Source organism: Pseudomonas sp. NFX15 (genome assembly GCF_049132105.1).
In the GTDB taxonomy this organism is placed as follows: domain Bacteria; phylum Pseudomonadota; class Gammaproteobacteria; order Pseudomonadales; family Pseudomonadaceae; genus Aquipseudomonas.
This window is the reverse complement of record NZ_JAFMPV010000021.1, coordinates 41,334-57,413: the sequence shown is the minus strand read 5'-3', so window position 1 is coordinate 57,413 and position 16,080 is coordinate 41,334. Positions and strand designations below refer to the sequence as shown.

19 protein-coding genes are annotated in these 16,080 nt (G+C 60.5%); 11 read left to right on the top strand and 8 right to left on the bottom strand.

Annotated elements, in window-relative coordinates; genetic code table 11:
* Positions 1 to 66: 66 nt before the first annotated feature.
* The 4 genes from J1D76_RS20525 to J1D76_RS20510 all read right to left on the bottom strand — a co-directional run bounded on the left by J1D76_RS20525 (position 67) and on the right by J1D76_RS20510 (position 3,629).
* Positions 67 to 978 (bottom strand): SDR family oxidoreductase, encoded by a 912-nt coding sequence (locus J1D76_RS20525; protein ID WP_421140175.1) that lies wholly within the window; start codon positions 976 to 978, stop codon positions 67 to 69.
* Between the two features lie 282 nt (positions 979 to 1,260).
* A complete protein-coding gene (locus tag J1D76_RS20520; RefSeq protein ID WP_421140174.1) occupies positions 1,261 to 2,163 on the bottom strand; it encodes an alpha/beta fold hydrolase in 903 nt (300 codons plus the stop codon).
* Positions 2,163 to 2,945 (bottom strand): class II aldolase/adducin family protein, encoded by a 783-nt coding sequence (locus J1D76_RS20515; RefSeq protein ID WP_421140173.1) that lies wholly within the window; start codon positions 2,943 to 2,945, stop codon positions 2,163 to 2,165. The genes J1D76_RS20520 and J1D76_RS20515 overlap by 1 nt, the downstream gene beginning before the upstream one ends.
* Positions 2,946 to 3,173: 228 nt before the next feature.
* A complete protein-coding gene (locus tag J1D76_RS20510; RefSeq protein WP_421140172.1) occupies positions 3,174 to 3,629 on the bottom strand; it encodes a flavodoxin in 456 nt (151 codons plus the stop codon).
* A gap of 101 nt (positions 3,630 to 3,730) precedes the next feature.
* On the opposite strand from J1D76_RS20510, the gene J1D76_RS20505 reads away from it, so the two are divergent.
* Both J1D76_RS20505 and J1D76_RS20500 read left to right on the top strand, forming a co-directional pair.
* Positions 3,731 to 4,189: a PAS domain-containing protein gene (locus J1D76_RS20505; protein WP_421140171.1), complete on the top strand. Its 459-nt coding sequence runs from the start codon at positions 3,731 to 3,733 to the stop codon at positions 4,187 to 4,189.
* Positions 4,190 to 4,261: 72 nt separating this feature from the next.
* Positions 4,262 to 4,867 carry a hypothetical protein gene (locus tag J1D76_RS20500; protein ID WP_421140170.1) on the top strand — a complete coding sequence of 202 codons (606 nt, stop codon included), beginning with the start codon at positions 4,262 to 4,264 and terminating at the stop codon, positions 4,865 to 4,867.
* Between the two features lie 3 nt (positions 4,868 to 4,870).
* Here the strand turns inward: J1D76_RS20500 and J1D76_RS20495 are convergent, their stop codons facing one another.
* Complete coding sequence (locus J1D76_RS20495) at positions 4,871 to 5,824, bottom strand: MerR family transcriptional regulator (protein ID WP_421140169.1); 954 nt, start codon at positions 5,822 to 5,824, stop codon at positions 4,871 to 4,873.
* 227 nt (positions 5,825 to 6,051) lie between these two features.
* Here J1D76_RS20495 and J1D76_RS20490 point away from each other — a divergent pair, with 227 nt between their 5' ends.
* The 7 genes from J1D76_RS20490 (at position 6,052) to J1D76_RS20460 (ending at position 10,664) form a co-directional block, all read left to right on the top strand.
* A complete protein-coding gene (locus J1D76_RS20490) occupies positions 6,052 to 6,621 on the top strand; it encodes an antibiotic biosynthesis monooxygenase (protein WP_421140168.1) in 570 nt (189 codons plus the stop codon).
* Between the two features lie 178 nt (positions 6,622 to 6,799).
* Positions 6,800 to 7,510 (top strand): dihydromonapterin reductase, encoded by a 711-nt coding sequence (folM, locus tag J1D76_RS20485; protein WP_421140167.1) that lies wholly within the window; start codon positions 6,800 to 6,802, stop codon positions 7,508 to 7,510.
* Between the two features lie 20 nt (positions 7,511 to 7,530).
* On the top strand, positions 7,531 to 8,091 hold the full coding sequence (gene folE, locus J1D76_RS20480) for a GTP cyclohydrolase I FolE (protein ID WP_421140166.1): 561 nt from the start codon (positions 7,531 to 7,533) through the stop codon (positions 8,089 to 8,091).
* Between the two features lie 2 nt (positions 8,092 to 8,093).
* Positions 8,094 to 8,465: a dihydroneopterin triphosphate 2'-epimerase gene (folX, locus tag J1D76_RS20475; RefSeq protein ID WP_421140164.1), complete on the top strand. Its 372-nt coding sequence runs from the start codon at positions 8,094 to 8,096 to the stop codon at positions 8,463 to 8,465.
* Between the two features lie 98 nt (positions 8,466 to 8,563).
* Positions 8,564 to 8,860 carry a DUF1244 domain-containing protein gene (locus J1D76_RS20470; RefSeq protein ID WP_421140163.1) on the top strand — a complete coding sequence of 99 codons (297 nt, stop codon included), beginning with the start codon at positions 8,564 to 8,566 and terminating at the stop codon, positions 8,858 to 8,860.
* Positions 8,853 to 9,191 (top strand): HopJ type III effector protein, encoded by a 339-nt coding sequence (locus tag J1D76_RS20465; protein ID WP_421140162.1) that lies wholly within the window; start codon positions 8,853 to 8,855, stop codon positions 9,189 to 9,191. Before J1D76_RS20470 ends, J1D76_RS20465 begins: the two co-directional genes overlap by 8 nt.
* Before the next feature lie 222 nt (positions 9,192 to 9,413).
* Entirely contained in the window at positions 9,414 to 10,664 is a 1,251-nt protein-coding gene (locus J1D76_RS20460) for an aspartate aminotransferase family protein (protein ID WP_421140160.1), read from the top strand.
* Between the two features lie 166 nt (positions 10,665 to 10,830).
* On the opposite strand, the gene trxB is transcribed toward J1D76_RS20460, so the two are convergent.
* A complete protein-coding gene (gene trxB, locus J1D76_RS20455; protein ID WP_421140159.1) occupies positions 10,831 to 11,787 on the bottom strand; it encodes a thioredoxin-disulfide reductase in 957 nt (318 codons plus the stop codon).
* A 314-nt stretch (positions 11,788 to 12,101) separates the two neighbouring features.
* Between trxB and cysZ the strand changes: the two genes are divergently transcribed.
* Both cysZ and J1D76_RS20445 read left to right on the top strand, forming a co-directional pair.
* A complete protein-coding gene (gene cysZ / locus J1D76_RS20450; RefSeq protein ID WP_421140157.1) occupies positions 12,102 to 12,854 on the top strand; it encodes a sulfate transporter CysZ in 753 nt (250 codons plus the stop codon).
* Between the two features lie 37 nt (positions 12,855 to 12,891).
* Entirely contained in the window at positions 12,892 to 14,091 is a 1,200-nt protein-coding gene (locus J1D76_RS20445) for a glycosyltransferase family 4 protein (protein WP_421140156.1), read from the top strand.
* Between the two features lie 99 nt (positions 14,092 to 14,190).
* Here J1D76_RS20445 and J1D76_RS20440 read toward each other — a convergent pair whose 3' ends face one another.
* Both J1D76_RS20440 and J1D76_RS20435 read right to left on the bottom strand, forming a co-directional pair.
* Complete coding sequence (locus tag J1D76_RS20440) at positions 14,191 to 15,294, bottom strand: NADH:flavin oxidoreductase (RefSeq protein WP_421140154.1); 1,104 nt, start codon at positions 15,292 to 15,294, stop codon at positions 14,191 to 14,193.
* 192 nt (positions 15,295 to 15,486) lie between these two features.
* The gene (locus J1D76_RS20435) at positions 15,487 to 15,969 is read right to left on the bottom strand and encodes a glutathione peroxidase (protein ID WP_421140153.1); all 483 of its coding nucleotides are present in this window, start codon (positions 15,967 to 15,969) and stop codon (positions 15,487 to 15,489) included.
* Between the last annotated feature and the right edge of the window lie 111 nt (positions 15,970 to 16,080).

Below are 16,080 nucleotides of genomic sequence, written 5' to 3'. Positions count from 1 at the left end.
TGTTATCAAGCGCAGGCGCAAGCCTGGAAGAGGCAGCGCCCGGACAGGCGCTGCCGAGAGTGGTGATCAGATCGAATACTTCTGCAGGTTCCCCATCATTTCCTTAAGCGCATCGATGTTGTCCTTCGGATGCGCCGCCCCCTCGAAGTCGCAAATCTGTTGCCAGTTCGCCGCCACGTCTTCCGGGGAAAACCCCGCCCGGGGATCAAAACCGACGCCGAGGCTGCGCTCCCAGCGGACCTTGCCCATCCAGCCGCCGCCGACCTCGAACAGGCCGGAGGATTCCTGGCAGTTCTCGCTGGCCAGGTACACCACCAGCGGGCTGACCAGTTCCGGCTTGAGCTGCTCGAAGACTTGCGGCGGGATCAGGCCTTCGGTCATGCGCGTCCCACCTGTAGGGGCGATGGCGTTGACCAGGATGTTGTTCTTGCGGCCTTCGATGGCCAGGGTGCGGGTCAGGCCATAGAGACCGAGCTTGGCCATGCCGTAGTTGGACTGGCCGAAGTTGCCGTAGATGCCCGAGGTCGATGCAGTGAAGATAATCCGCCCGTAGTTTTGCTCGCGCAGGTGCGGCCAGGCGGCGCGGGTAACTTTGTAGGCGCCTTCGACGTGGACGCGGTAAACCAGGTCCCAGTCAGCGTCTTCCATTTTGTGGAAGGTCTTGTCGCGCAGGATCCCGGCGTTGTTGACCACCACGTCGACACGCCCGAAGACGTCGAGGGCGTTCTGGACGATTTTGTCACCGTCGGTGACCGAATCATGGTTGGCCTCGGCGATACCACCGGCCTCGCGGATTTGGGCCACCACGCGATCAGCCGCCGAGGCGTTGGCCCCCTCGCCCTGAGTCGAACCGCCCAGGTCATTGACCAGCACCCTGGCGCCCTGTTTGGCGAACAACAGTGCATGCGCCCGTCCCAGGCCACCACCGGCACCGGTGATGATCACGACTTTATCTTCGAAGCGCACAGACTCATTCATGGGGGGACTCCAGCAGGCCAAGGGACAATGAACCTGAGTTTCAGGCAGGGCGCGGCGGGTCACAATGAACAGGGGGGAGGCTGAATGGTGCGCGATAAGGCTGGGGGATGATGATCAGATCGACAGGTTACACGCCGCGCCTGTGGCGAGGGAGCTTGCTCCCGTTGGGACGCGAAGCGGCCCTGAGGCAATCGATCGGGGCACAAGTATTGCGACTGCTTCACAGCCGAGCGGGAGCAAGCTCCCTCGCCACAAAAACAGCAGCGCAGGTTCGATGCCGAATCAGGAGCAGGCGACTTTGCGCGGCGGCGAGAGCAATTGGTCGCGAAACGCCAGGTAATGCTTGAGCACCTCGCACGGCGCTTCAATCTGCGGGTAATGGCCGATGCCGGGCAACAGCACCGCGTCCGCCTCCGGGATCAGCTCGCAATAACGATCGACCATGTGCTCGCCGGAGATCGGGTCGACCGCGCCATCGATCAGCCGCAATGGCACCTCGCCGCGCTGCATCGCGCTCACCCAGCGGTCGCGCCAGACACGTCGCTGCGGGATATAAGCGATCAACTTGTGCATGATCCGTGGTCCGCGGTGGCTGGCGACCAGGCTCCAGAAGTCATCTATTTCGCTTTCGCTGGGACGGGTCTGCGGGCCGAAAATCTGCTGAAAGCTTTTCACCAGGCCATCGCGGCTGAACGCCCGGCCAATCATCCAGCCCAACGGACTGAGCAGGAGTTTTTGCATCAGCACCGGGCGATGGGTTTCCGGAAACAACCCGCCGTTGAGAAACACACAACTGGCCAGTTCCAGCCGATTCTCGTAGTGCCGGGCCAGCAGCTCCTGGGCCACGCTGTCGCCGTAGTCGTGAGCGAACAGGTGAACCGGTTGCTCGACTTCCAGATGTTCGAGCAGCGCCTGTTGCAGGTCTGCTTGTTCGAGCAGGCTGTATTCATGATTCGAAGGTTTTGCCGAATCGCCGAAGCCGAGCATGTCGCAGGCAATCACGCGAAAGCGCTGGGTCAAGGGCTGCCACAGGTAATGCCAGTCCCAGCTGGCGGTCGGAAAGCCGTGGATGAGCAGCAAGGGCTCGCCCTGGCCTGCGGTCCAGTAGCGAATACTATGGCCTTGGAACACGAACGTCTGGCTGCGTTTGCGCCAGACACACAGAGGGATCTCGGCGAGTGCCATCAGAGTTTATAACCCGGGTCCAGTTTATCGAGTTTGCGCAGCAGCGCCGGCCAGGCCAGCGCTCCGCCCATTCCTTGAGCACTTCTGGTAACACCCGCGATCATGGCTTTGGCGCCAGCCAGGATCTGCGGTTCGATGGCAATCAGTTCGGCAGCACCGTTCTGCGCCATGACCTGAATGTCGCAGGCCCGCTGAAAGGTAAACATCATCAGGAACGTGTCGGCGATACTGCTGCCGCAGGTCAACAGGCCGTGGTTGTGCAGCACCAGGAAGTTGTTTTCGCCGAGGTCGGCCTGCAACCGCACTTTTTCTTCATGGTTGAGCGCCACCCCTTCATAGGCGTGGTAGGCCAGGCTGGACAGTACGAATAACGACTGTTGGCTGATTGGCAAAATACCCTGTTTCTGCGCCGACACGGCCACCCCCGAAGCGGTGTGAGTGTGCAGGACGCAAACGACATCGTGACGCACTTCATGCACGGCGCTGTGGATGGTGTAACCCGCCGGGTTGATCTCGTAGGGACTGTCCATCAACTTGTTGCCGGCCTGATCCACCTTGACCAGGCTCGATGCGGTAATTTCGTGAAACATCAAGCCGAACGGGTTGATCAGGAAGTCTTCGGTGCCGGGCACCTTGGCGGAGATATGGGTGAAGATCAGGTCATCCCAACCGTGTTGGGCAACCAGTCGATAGCAGGCAGCGAGATCGACGCGCGTCTGCCATTCAGCGGCACTGACCTGATCTTTGACACTCTGCGGCGATTGGACAGGAGCTACAGTCACGGCACGGAACCTCGGTGTTTTTATTATGGAGTGTTTCCAATAAATACCGAGTCTAGTCACGCCTTGCGGTTCGTGTAGTTGCATTGGCAGCCAGCTTGATGGCCTAGCGAGTCAGTGGCCAGGCGGATCAGGTCGGGCGTCAACCCGCCGGCGCCAACAAGGGGCTGACAGGCAGGTCTTGCTGCGCTGTCAGAACCCTGGCGAGCCTTTTTGGCGGGGGCCTGACGATCAGTCGCGCAACGCGCTGATCAGGTCCGCGAGCCAAGGCTCGGCATCCGTCTCGGGGGTGACGCTTTCGCTGGCATCCAGGCGCAGCATCGGCAGGACTTCGCGCACGCCCAGTTCACCGAACAATTCATGCATCTGCTCGCCACCGCCACAAAACGTATCGCCGTAACTGGCATCACCCAAGCCGATCACCGCACCCGGCAAACCGCGCCAGGCGGCAGGCAATTGGTCACGAAGGGTCGAGTACAGGGGTTGCAGGTTGTCCGGCAACTCGCCCATGCCGGTGGTCGAGGTCACCGCCAATAGAGCCTCAGGACCAAACGCCTGGAGATCGGCGAGGGTCGCGCGCGGGTTGAGCAAGGTTTCGAAACCGGCGGCTTTCAACAGGCTGGCGGCATGGCGGGCAACTTCTTCGGCCGTGCCATAGACCGAGCCGGAAATGATGGCGACTTTCATCAATCTGATCCTGAACCGTATGAAAGACCCGGATATTAACAGCACGGGGGTGATTATTCTTTTAGAATGCAATCAGCAATCAATCAGCAAAGGACGCTTCGATGATTAACGCACAACTGCTGCAAATGGTGATCAACGCCTCCAACGACGGCATCGTGATCGCCGAAAAGGAAGGCGAACAGGACAAAATCCTCATCTACGTCAACCCCGCCTTTGAACGCCTGACCGGTTACACCCGCGAAGAAATCCTCTATCAGGATTGCCGCTTCCTCCAGTCGGGGGACCGCGACCAGGAAGCCCTGCCCTTGATTCGCGATGCGCTGAACAATGAAGGCGCTTGCCGGGAAATCCTTCGCAACTACCGCAAGGACGGCACACCGTTCTGGAACGAACTGTCCCTTTCAACGGTGAAGAACCCGGCTGACGGACAAACTTATTTTGTTGGCGTGCAGAAGGACGTCACGGTGCAGGTCAAGGCGCAACAGCGCGTCATTGCGCTTGAAGCGCAACTGGCGGAACTTCAGGCTGAACTCGCGGCACTCAAAGCGACGAACGGTTAAAACGAAATCCAGAATTAATTGTCAGTAACTACAATCACCAATGACTTTGTAACTATATCTTTCGAGCCGGCCATGCACCGCGACGCACTCCTGACCCAGGACGAGCTGGATTTTATCCAGACCATGCAACACAACCCGCAGCTCAATGTGCGGGACGCGACGTCGAGCCTGCTCGTCAACGGTGGGTCGCAGATCCGTGACCTGCTCACCCGCCTGGCGGCCCATGAGCAGGTCACCATCCAGGCCAGCTTCGAAAACCAGCAAATGACCTTCCCCCTGCACCTGGTGGAGGATGAGTTTCATGCGATGCATCTGCGCGTCGGCGTCCCCAGCATCTACGAAGACGGGCCGAATGTGCGCCCATGGCGCCTGGTGCTGGACGAGCCGGTAGCCCTGGAAAACGCCAAGGGTCAACCCGGCACACTGTGGGTGCACGAAGTGTCCTGCAAAGGGGTGTTGCTGGAAGTTCGCAACAAGACCAAACCGCCGAAGCATTTCGCCCTGTGGTTCAGCCCGTCAGGCTATGAACGGATTGCCTTGCGCGGCACCTTCGAAAGAGAAAATGAACACGGCTTCTACGCCTATCAGCTGAGCCAGACAGATACCGATGAAACCGAGCGCCTGCGCCAGTTCATCCTGCAACAGCATCGATTGACCCATCCCGCCCTGCACCTCTGAATCTCAAGTATCCAGACTGCCCGCCAGGAACTGTTTCAGACGCTGGCTCATGACATCTCCTTCATTGCCCAGGCAACCGATCGACGACCCGGCCAGGCTCTCCTGCGCCAGATCGCAAGCATCGCCAGCCAGCAGCAATCGACACTCCAGGCTCATGGCCAGACGATTCAGGCGCCGCGGTAACTCGGGCGTCGGCACGTGATTGGAAAACAGCACCAGCGCCAGGGGTTTGATCCGTTCGCACATCAGGGCCAGTTCATCGAACGGCTGGCCCATGTTCAACACGCGAACGGCCGTAGGCCCCGCACTCAGGAACAGCGCGGCGACCAGTAACTCCAGTTCCCGACAATGGCCGACCAGGGCGCAGATGACCACACGACGCGGCTGCTTATCACGCGTCAGCAACAGACGTTGCACCACCCGCGAACGCAGGAAACCATCCAGGAACAACCACTCGCTGGCGCCGCCGAACTGGTCCTGGTTTTGCTGCAGTTGCTTCCAGACAGGCATCAAGATGTCCTGGAACACCTCCGGCAGGGCATAGCTGGAAAAAATTTGCCCGTAGACCTGTTCCAGCCGTAGGTCGTCAAAGCCGTTGACCGCCGCCAGCACCTGCTGCTGCCATTGCGCGTAATCGGCTTGTACGAGGTGGTTCGGGATGATGTGTGACAACGCCTGGAGCGGCGCGGTCTTGGCCAGGATCTTGCCAATCTTGCTGACGGCAACGCCACGCTTGATCCAGTCGAGGATGCTGCGCACGCGCTCGATATCGGACAGCGAGTAGAGACGATGCCCACTTTCGGTGCGCGTTGGCACAATCAGGCCATAACGTCGTTCCCAGGCTCGCAGCGTGACCGGATTGACGCCGGTCAGGCGCGCTACTTCGCGAATGGGAAAAAGCTGTTCCTGTTCGAGAGAAGCAGCCTTTGTAGAGTCAACGTCTGTAGGTAGGGGCATCCTGTGCAACATCCTTGTATCGTCCGGGCTACATTCTAACGCCCCTGTCCCGTAAAGATTCCGTAAAAAAATACTTCCATGCCGCGATTGAGCAGGTAAACGTCGCAGACGCGAATGGACGAATCAGGAATAATCCTTGCCTGTTTCAAGCCGCAGCCCACCACCCCGGCGCTGTGCCTGGCGAAGTTCCTACCCGGAACGCCGCAAATGCCTTACGGAGATACACAATGTCTACCCCTCCCGTCACGCTGATGGTTGCCCGCCGTGTTGCCAACGGGCGTTATCACGACCTGATCGCCTGGCTGCGCGAAGGCGAACAACTGGCCACGGACTTTTCCGGTTATCTGGGCTCCGGCGTCCTCGAACCACCACCCGGCGATGACGAATTCCAGATTATCTTCCGCTTTGCCAACGAGCAGACCCTGCATGCCTGGGAGCACTGCGCCTCGCGCAGCGCGTGGCTCACACGCGGCAGCGAGCTGTTCGCACACCCGACGGAACACCGCGTCAGCGGTATCGAAGGCTGGTTCGGCGCCGCCGGCCATCGTCCGCCGCGCTGGAAACAGGCCGTGGCGATCTGGCTGGCATTCTTCCCGGTCTCGCTGCTGTTCAACTTTGTGCTTGGCCCGCTGCTGGGCGACATGGCGCTGCTTCCCCGCGTGTTCATCAGCACCCTGTGCCTGACCCCGTTGATGGTGTATGTCTTCATTCCGCTGTCGACCCGGCTGTTGGCCAACTGGTTGAACAGCGCGCCAGCGCGGCGTTTGCCTGTCGAACCCGCCCAACAAAACCACTGACCACATTTATTCCCTGTAGGAGCGAGCCTGCTCGCGAGGTGTCAGAACAGACAACACCTATGCCGCCTGACACACCGCTTTCGCGAGCAGGCTCGCTCCTACAGTCGTCGAAACCGGCAATAGATAGTGCGCGCCCGTCGCTGGTATAGTTTTGCACTTACCGCGATGCGAGCCGTCCATGACTTCTTCCGCAGCCCCAATCCTCATCACCGGCGCCGGCCAGCGTGTCGGCCTGCACTGCGCCCGGCGATTGTTGGAGGACGGCCACCGCCTGATATTCAGCTACCGCAGCGAACGACCCGGGGTGCAAGCCTTGCGCGATCTCGGCGCCACGGCGGTGTTCGCGGACTTCGCCAGTGAAACCGGGATCCTCGCCTTCATCAGCGAACTGAGGACCCACACCGACAGCCTCAGGGCGATTGTCCACAACGCCTCCGAGTGGCTGGCCGAAACACCGGACACCGACGCCACCGCCTTCACCCGCATGTTCAACGTACACATGCTGGCGCCCTACCTGATCAACCTGCATTGCGCCGACCTGCTGCAACGCTCGCGCCCTGCAGACATCGTGCACATCAGCGATGACGTGACCCGCAAGGGCAGCAGCAAGCACATCGGCTATTGCGCCAGCAAAGCCGGGCTCGATAGCCTGACCCTGTCGTTTGCGGCCCGGTACGCGCCAGCCATCAAGGTCAACGGGATCGCGCCGGCCCTGCTACTGTTCAACCCTGAGGACGACGCGGCCTACCGCGCCGAGGCGCTGGCCAAGTCTGCGCTGGCCATCGAGCCCGGCAGCGAAGTGATCTACCAGAGCCTGCGCTACCTGCTCGACAACCCTTATGTCACCGGCACCACCCTGACCGTCAACGGCGGAAGGCACATCAAATAAGTGTCCCGCGAGGATTTTCCATGACGTTATCCCTGCCCCAGAATTACCGTGAAATCCTCATCGGCCTCGGCGAAAACCCCGACCGCGAAGGTTTGCTCGATACACCAATGCGCGCGGCCAAGGCCATGCAGTACCTTTGCCATGGCTATGAGCAAAGTGTCGAAGAGATCGTCAATGGCGCGCTGTTCGCCTCCGACAACGATGAAATGGTCATCGTCGACAACATCGAGTTGTACTCGCTGTGCGAACACCACATGCTGCCCTTCATCGGCAAGGCACATGTGGCTTATATTCCAACGGGCAAGGTGCTGGGCCTGTCGAAGATCGCGCGGCTGGTGGACATGTTCGCCCGGCGCCTGCAGATCCAGGAAAACCTCACCCGGCAAATCGCCGACGCGGTGCAGCAGGTGACCGGCGCGGCCGGTGTCGGCGTGGTCATCGAGGCCAGGCACATGTGCATGATGATGCGCGGCGTCGAGAAACAGAATTCGACCATGAACACCTCGGTGATGCTCGGCGCCTTCCGCGAGTCGAGCAATACCCGCCAGGAGTTCCTGCAATTGATTGGACGGAGCAAGTAGTAATGCCACAACTTCAACCAGGCATGGCACGCATCCGGGTCAAGGACCTGTGCCTGCGCACCTACATCGGGATCAACGAGGATGAAATCCTCAACAAGCAGGATGTGTTGATCAACCTGACCATCCTGTACGCCGCCCAGGAAGCCGTGCGCGACAACGACATCGATCACGCGTTGAACTACCGGACCATCACCAAGGCGATCATCGCCCACGTGGAAGGCAACCGCTTTGCCCTGCTCGAACGCCTGACCCAGGAAATCCTCGACCTGGTGATGGCCAACGTTTCGGTGCTCTACGCCGAAGTCGAAGTCGACAAGCCACACGCACTGCGCTTCGCCGAGTCGGTGTCGATTACGCTTGCGGCAAGTCGCTGAGCTTCAAGCTTGCAGGCGCAAGCGGTAGAATTCGCCCCAACGCAAACCTTCTTGCAGCTTCAAGCCTTGCCGCTTGAAGCTGTATCGCCGAGACCGCCATGAACGATCAACAACGCCTGGAACTCGAAGCCGCTGCTTTCCGCCGGCTCGTGGCCCACCTGGACAACCGCAAGGATGTGCAGAACATCGACCTGATGAACCTCTCGGGTTTCTGTCGCAACTGCCTGTCCAAGTGGTACAAGGCAGCCGCCGACGAACGCCAGATCGAGGTAAGCCTCGACGACGCCCGCGAAGTGGTTTACGGCATGCCGTACGCCGAATGGAAAGCCCTATACCAGCAAGAAGCCAGCGCCGAACAACAAGCGGCGTTCGCCAAAGGAAAACCCAATGAGTGATCTGAATACCCTGCGCGCCAGCCTCAAGAGCGGCGAACACGCCTTCGCCGACACCCTGGCGTTCATTGCCGCCGGCTACGACTACCAGCCTCAGGCCTTCAACAACGGCGGCGTGGAAAACGCGGCCGGGCAGAACGAAGGCTCGTGCAAGACCCTCGGCCTGGCATTGCTCGAAGGATTGAGCGATGAAGAAGCCCTGCTGGCATTCGGCGAACATTACCGCTCGGTACTGGCAACACCGGACGGCAGCGACCACGGCAATATCCGCGCGCTGATTGCTCATGGTCTGGCCGGCGTGAAATTCACCCAGCCACCGCTGACCCGCAAATAAACCGCGAACCCTGTAGGAGCCGGCTTGCCGGCGAAGGCGCCATTGAGCCTTGCAGCGTTCTTGCGGACGCCTTCGCTGGCAAGCCAACTCCTACAGGGTCGGTTGTGCTTAAACAGCACAACCCGACTTTTAAGATTGACCCGAGCACTTTAATTCGTTTGCCCGGCACCACTGCTCACGGCTTAGATAAAAGAAGTCCTTCTTCTACCGAGCCGGCCCTTCATGCACAGCGAAACCATCAGCCAGTCGATCAACATCGTTCACCCCGTCACCCTCAGCCACGGCAAAAACGCCGAGGTCTGGGACACCGCTGGCAAACGCTACATCGACTTTGTCGGCGGTATCGGCGTGCTGAACCTGGGCCATTGCCACCCGCGCATCGTCGAGGCCATTCGCGAACAGGCCACCCGGCTGACCCATTATGCGTTCAACGCGGCGCCCCATGTGCCTTACCTCGAACTGATGGATCGCCTCAGCGCGTTCATGCCAGTGGATTATCCGGTCAGCGGCATGCTCACCAACAGTGGCGCGGAAGCGGCGGAAAACGCCCTGAAAATCGTGCGTGGCGCCACCGGTCGCACGGCGGTCGTTGCTTTCGATGGCGCCTTCCATGGCCGCACACTGGCCACCCTCAACCTCAACGGCAAAGTCGCGCCCTACAAACAGAAAGTCGGCGTACTGCCGGGGCCGGTGTATCACCTGCCCTTCCCCAGCCCGGACAACGGCATCAATTGCGCCGAGGCCCTCAAAGCCATGGAGCGCCTGTTCAGCGTCGAGATCGATGTCGACGACGTCGCCTGCTTTATCGTTGAGCCGGTGCAGGGCGAAGCGGGTTTCCTGGCCATGGACATCGAGTTCGCCCAGGCGCTGCGCACGTTCTGCGATGACAAGGGCATTGTGCTGATTGCCGATGAAATCCAGTCTGGCTTCGGTCGCACCGGCCAGCGGTTCGCGTTCTCGCGACTGGGCATCGAACCGGACCTGATCCTGCTCGGCAAAAGCATCGCCGGCGGCGTGCCGCTGGGTGCGGTGGTCGGGCGCAAAGCGCTGCTGGACAACCTGCCCAAGGGCGGACTGGGTGGCACTTACTCTGGCAATCCCATCGCCTGCGCGGCTGCATTGGCGACGCTGGATGAAATGACCGATGCCAATCTGCACGCCTGGGGGGTCCAGCAGGAGGAGGCGATCGTCGGCCGCCATGCCACCTGGCGTGCGAACAACCTGACGCCGTACCTCGGACGCCTGACCGGGGTCGGCGCCATGCGTGGCATCGAGTTGATCAACACCGACGGCTCGCCCGCGGCGGCGCAACTGACCCAACTGCTGGCCCTGGCACGGAACGCCGGTTTGCTGTTGATGCCCAGCGGCAAGTCGCGACACATCATTCGCTTGCTGGCGCCATTGACCATCGAAGCGGTGGTGCTGGAGGAAGGGCTGGATATCCTCGAGGCGTGCCTGGCAAAACTGACCTGAACCCCCAACCCCTGTAGGAGCGAGCCTGCTCGCGATGGCGTGTCAGTCGATATCAATGTGTCTGATAGACCATCGCGAGCAGGCTCGCTCCTACAGGGTTAATCACATTTTCGCGCGCACAAAAAAACCGGCCGAAGCCGGTTTTTTCATTTCGACGACCGCCGCATCAAGCGTTCTGCAGGTTGTCGAGGTAGCGCTCGGCATCCAGTGCCGCCATGCAGCCTGCGCCGGCCGAGGTGATGGCCTGACGGTACACGTGATCAGCCACGTCACCGGCAGCGAAGATGCCTTCCAGGTTGGTGGCAGTGGCGTTGCCGTCACGACCGCCCTGCACCACCAGGTAACCGTCTTTCAGGCTCAACTGGCCTTCGAACAGCGAGGTGTTCGGGGTGTGGCCGATGGCGATGAACACGCCGTCGACTTTCACTTCGTCGAAGCTGCCGTCGTTGTTCTTCAGGCGCGCACCGGTCACGCCCATGTTGTCGCCCAGTACTTCGTCCAGGGTCGCGTTCAGCTTCAGTTCGATCTTGCCTTCGGCAACACGGGCGTTGAGCTTGTCGATCAGGATCTTCTCGGCGCGGAAGGTTTCGCGACGGTGGATCAGGGTCACCTTGCTGGCGATGTTGGCCAGGTACAGGGCTTCTTCAACCGCGGTGTTGCCGCCACCGACCACAGCCACAGGCTTGTTGCGGTAGAAGAAACCGTCGCAGGTCGCGCAGGCCGAAACACCTTTGCCCATGAACGCTTCTTCCGATGGCAGGCCCAGGTAACGAGCGCTGGCGCCGGTGGCGATGATCAGGGCGTCGCAGGTGTAGGTCGCGCTGTCGCCGGTCAGGGTGTAAGGCTTGGCAGCGAAGTCCACGGCATTGATGTGATCGAATACGATCTCGGTTTCAAAGCGCTCGGCGTGCTCGCGCATCCGCTCCATCAGCGCCGGGCCGGTCAGGCCGTGCACGTCGCCCGGCCAGTTGTCGACTTCGGTGGTGGTGGTCAGTTGACCGCCGGCCTGCATGCCGGTGATCAGCAGTGGCTTGAGGTTGGCACGGGCGGCGTAGACCGCAGCGCTGTAACCGGCAGGGCCGGAACCGAGAATAATCACTCGCGAATGACGGACTTCAGACATGACCTGCTCCTGTTGACCGGCCCGGAACACCTGGCGCGGAACGCCGGATTGCCGGCGGGAATAAAAAAGAACGGTTGAACGCGCTTGGGGAAGGCTTGAACCCGACCGTCCTGTAAAAAGATGGGTGAAGCGTATCGAGGGGGCGAAGATTAAGGAAATACGGTTTAACAATCCAGCTCATAGGTGGTCTCTATGCCATCCAAGCGAGTTTATAGACGTCTTTGTTACAGTGAATGTCGATACCACCGCCGTGCTTTCGCCTGTCAGGCAAAGTCGGTAAGGTCGGCGCGTTTTCCCTTTGTCCGGAGCACCTTATGCCCGCCCCTGTTCTGTCCGGCCCGCAATACCTGCGCGAAGGCCTCAAGCTGGTCCTGAGCCCCGGCTTGCGTTTATTCGTCCTGTTACCGCTGGCGATCAACCTGGTGCTGTTCGTCGGATTGATCTACCTGGCTGGTCACCAATTCAGCCTGTGGGTCGACACGTTGATGCCGTCGCTGCCCGACTGGCTGAGTTTTCTCAGCTACATCCTCTGGCCGCTGTTCGTGGTCCTCGTCGTACTGATGGTGTTCTTCACTTTCACCATGCTGGCCAACGTCATTGCCGCACCGTTCAACGGTTTCCTCGCGGAGAAGGTTGAAGTGGTAGTGCGTGGCACCGACGACTTCCCGGCCTTCAGCTGGGGCGAGTTGATCGCGATGATCCCGCGCACCCTGGCTCGGGAGATGCGCAAGCTCGGCTACTTCCTGCCTCGAGCCATCGGCTTGTTCATCCTCTCGTTCATCCCGGTGGTCAACATCGTCGCCGCGCCGCTGTGGCTGTTGTTCGGCGTATGGATGATGGCGATTCAGTACATCGACTACCCGGCCGACAACCATAAACTGGGCTGGAACGAGATGCTCGCCTGGCTGCGCCAGAAGCGCTGGCAGAGCATGAGTTTCGGCGGGATCGTCTACCTGGTGCTGCTGATCCCGGTGGTCAACATCCTGATGATGCCGGCCGCCGTGGCCGGGGCGACGCTGTTCTGGGTGCGCGAACGCGGCGCGGAAAACCTGGTGACCCAACGCTAGCGTCATAAATCCATCATCCGCACGTCACACTGACGACATGGCCCCAGTCGACACTGGGGTCATGACGACAGCTCTGCATATCACCCTGATCACCGAAACCTTCCCACCGGAAATCAACGGCGTGGCCAATACCCTGGGTCGCTTGTGCGACGGTTTGCGCTCGCGCGGGCATCAGGTGGAACTGGTGCGGCCGCGTCAGGGTTGCGACCAGCAACTGGGCAGCGACGACGAATTGCTGCTGTGCCGCGGTTGGCCGCTTCCGGGCTATCCCGGCCTGCAATGGGGCCAGTCGTCGATGCACAAGTTGCTGCGGCGCTGGACACGTCATCGCCCGGACGTGCTCTACATCGCCACCGAAGGGCCACTGGGCCTGTCGGCCTTGCGTGCGGCACGGCGCCTGGGGATTTGCGTGGTCAGCGGTTTCCACACCAATTTCCAGCAGTACTCCCACCAGTACGGGCTCGGGCTGCTCACGCGCCTGCTGACTCACTATCTGCGTTGGTTCCATAACCGCTCGACCATGACCCTGGTGCCTAGCGTCAGTCAGCGCATGGAGTTGGAGCGACGGCATTTCGAGAGACTGGCGCTGCTGTCCCGCGGCGTCGACAGTGAACTGTTTCACCCGGCCAAACGCCTGAATGCCCTGCGCGAGCAATGGGGATTGGCCGAAGACGACATCGCCGTGATTCACGTCGGACGCCTGGCCCCGGAAAAAAATCTCGGGCTGCTCGAGCGCACCTTCAATACCCTCAAGGCGAGTTATCCCCAGCGCAGCCTGAAACTGATCGTGGTCGGCGACGGCCCGCAGCGCCAGGAACTGCAGAACCAAATGCCCGAGGCGATTTTCTGCGGCACGCAACGGGGCGAAGCCTTGGCTTGCCACTATGCGTCGGGCGACGTTTTTTTGTTTCCCAGCCTGACGGAAACCTTTGGCAACGTGGTGCTTGAAGCCCTGGCCTCGGGGCTCGGGGTGGTGGCCTACGACCAGGCAGCAGCGGCCCAGCATATTCGCCATGGCTACAACGGCGTATTGGCGATGCCGGGGGACGAAGGGGCGTTTTGCGATGCAGCGGCATGGCTGCTGGAGGACAGGGAAACCTTGCGCAGCGTGCGGCTCAACGCACGCCAGCATGCCAGTCGCCAGGGCTGGGCGACGATCATCGAGCAGTTCGAGGGGCAGTTGCGCGGGGCTTGCATGCAGCGACAAATATTACCGGATGTTGCGTTGTTGCCTTGAAAAGCTTCGCTGGCAAGCCAGCTCCTACAGGATCAGACGGCGCTGAAATTAAAATTGTAGGAGCTGGCTTGCCAGCGAAGGGGCCCTTCCAGACGTCGCTTAAACCAGCGACATCAACGCCTCGCGGCTGAACGGCAGGATGTCTTCCTCACGACCATCACGCACTTTCTGCGCCCAGTCTGGGTCCACCAGCAACGCACGCCCCACCGCCACCAGGTCGAACTCTTCGTTGTTCAGGCGTTCCAGCAGTTTTTCCAGGCTGGCTGGTTGCGCGACCTTGTCGGTGTTGACCATGAATTGCAGGAACTCGCCATCCAGGCCGACGCTGCCCACGGTGATGGTTGGCTTGCCGGTGAGCTGGCGGGTCCAGCCGGCCAGGTTCAGCTCGGAGCCGTCGAATTCCGGTTCCCAGAAACGGCGAGTCGAGCAGTGGAAAATATCTACGCCGGCGTCAGACAACGGCTTGAGGAACTCGCCCAGTGCTTGCGAGGTTTGTACCAGTCGCGCGGTGTAGTCCTGCTGCTTCCACTGGGAGAAACGGAAGATGATCGGGAACCCTTCACCGACCGCGGCCCGCACGGCCTGAATCAATTCAATGGCGAAACGCGAACGATTGGCCAGGCTGCCGCCGTATTCGTCGGTGCGCTGGTTGCTGCCCTCCCAGAAGAACTGGTCGACCAGGTAACCGTGGGCGCCGTGGATTTCCACGCCATCCATGCCGATGCTCTGGGCATCCTTGGCGGCCTGGGCGAACGCGACGATTACGTCCTGGATATCCTGCTTGCTCATGCCGTGCACCACGACCTGACCGTCTTTGAGTTTTTCCGACGGACCATAACCCGGGACACTGGCGTCCGGCTCGGTGCCGATACGGCGCACGCTGCCCACGTGCCACAACTGCGGCACGATCTTGCCACCTTCGGCGTGCACCGCGTCGACGACTTTCTTCCAGCCGGCCAGGGCCGCTTCACCGTAGAAATGTGGAACGTTCGGGTAGCCGTTGGAAGCCTTGTGACCGACGGTGGTGCCTTCGGTGATGATCAGGCCGACACCTGCCGCGGCACGGCGACGGTAGTATTCGATCACTTTGGAGTTAGGCACGCCGCCCGGCGAAAAGGAGCGGGTCATCGGCGCCATGACGACGCGAGTCGGCAGCTCGAGAGTGCCGAGCTGGAACGGTTTGAACAGGGCTTTGACAGGCATGGGACGCTCCACAGGGTTAACTTTATGACGGCGATAATATGGAGTGGGCGTCGGTTTGAACAGCATTATTGATTGCAGTGATTAAGCAGCAAAAGATAGTAAATGATGTAGGAGCCGGCTTGCTGGCGAATCAGGCGACGCGGTGTGTCAGGGACACCGAATTCGCTGGCAAGCCAACTCCTACAGGGGGAATCAGCTCAATGCTTTTTCGATGGCGTGGACGATGGTTGGATCATCCGGTGCGGTGCGAGGCGAGAAACGCGCCAGGACCCGGCCGTCCTTGCCCAGCAGGAATTTCTCGAAGTTCCAGGTGATGTCCCCGGGAAACTCCGCACCCTCGCCCGCCAGCAGGCGATACAACTGATGACGGTCATGGCCGTTGACTTCCAGCTTGCTGGACAACGGAAAGGTCACGCCATAGTTGAGGCTGCAGAAGTCTTTGATCTCTTGCTCGGTCCCTGGCTCTTGCCCGGCAAACTGGTTGCACGGCAAGCCCAGCACGCTGAAACCTTTTGCCTTGTATTGCTGATAGAGGTTTTCCAGCGCCGCGTACTGCGAAGTCAGGCCGCATTTGGAGGCGACGTTGACCACCAGCACGACTTGGCCTTTGAAAGGCGCCAGAGGTAGCTCCTGACCATCCAGGGCTGTCAATTTAAGGTCGTGAAAAGCACTCATGACGTACTCCAGATTCCCGTGTTCTTTTCGAAACAGCTACTTGGCGGTGTCGTCAGGGACAACCGCAGACTAAAAAGGCGCCCACAGGGCGCCTCTCCAGTTATCTCTGAG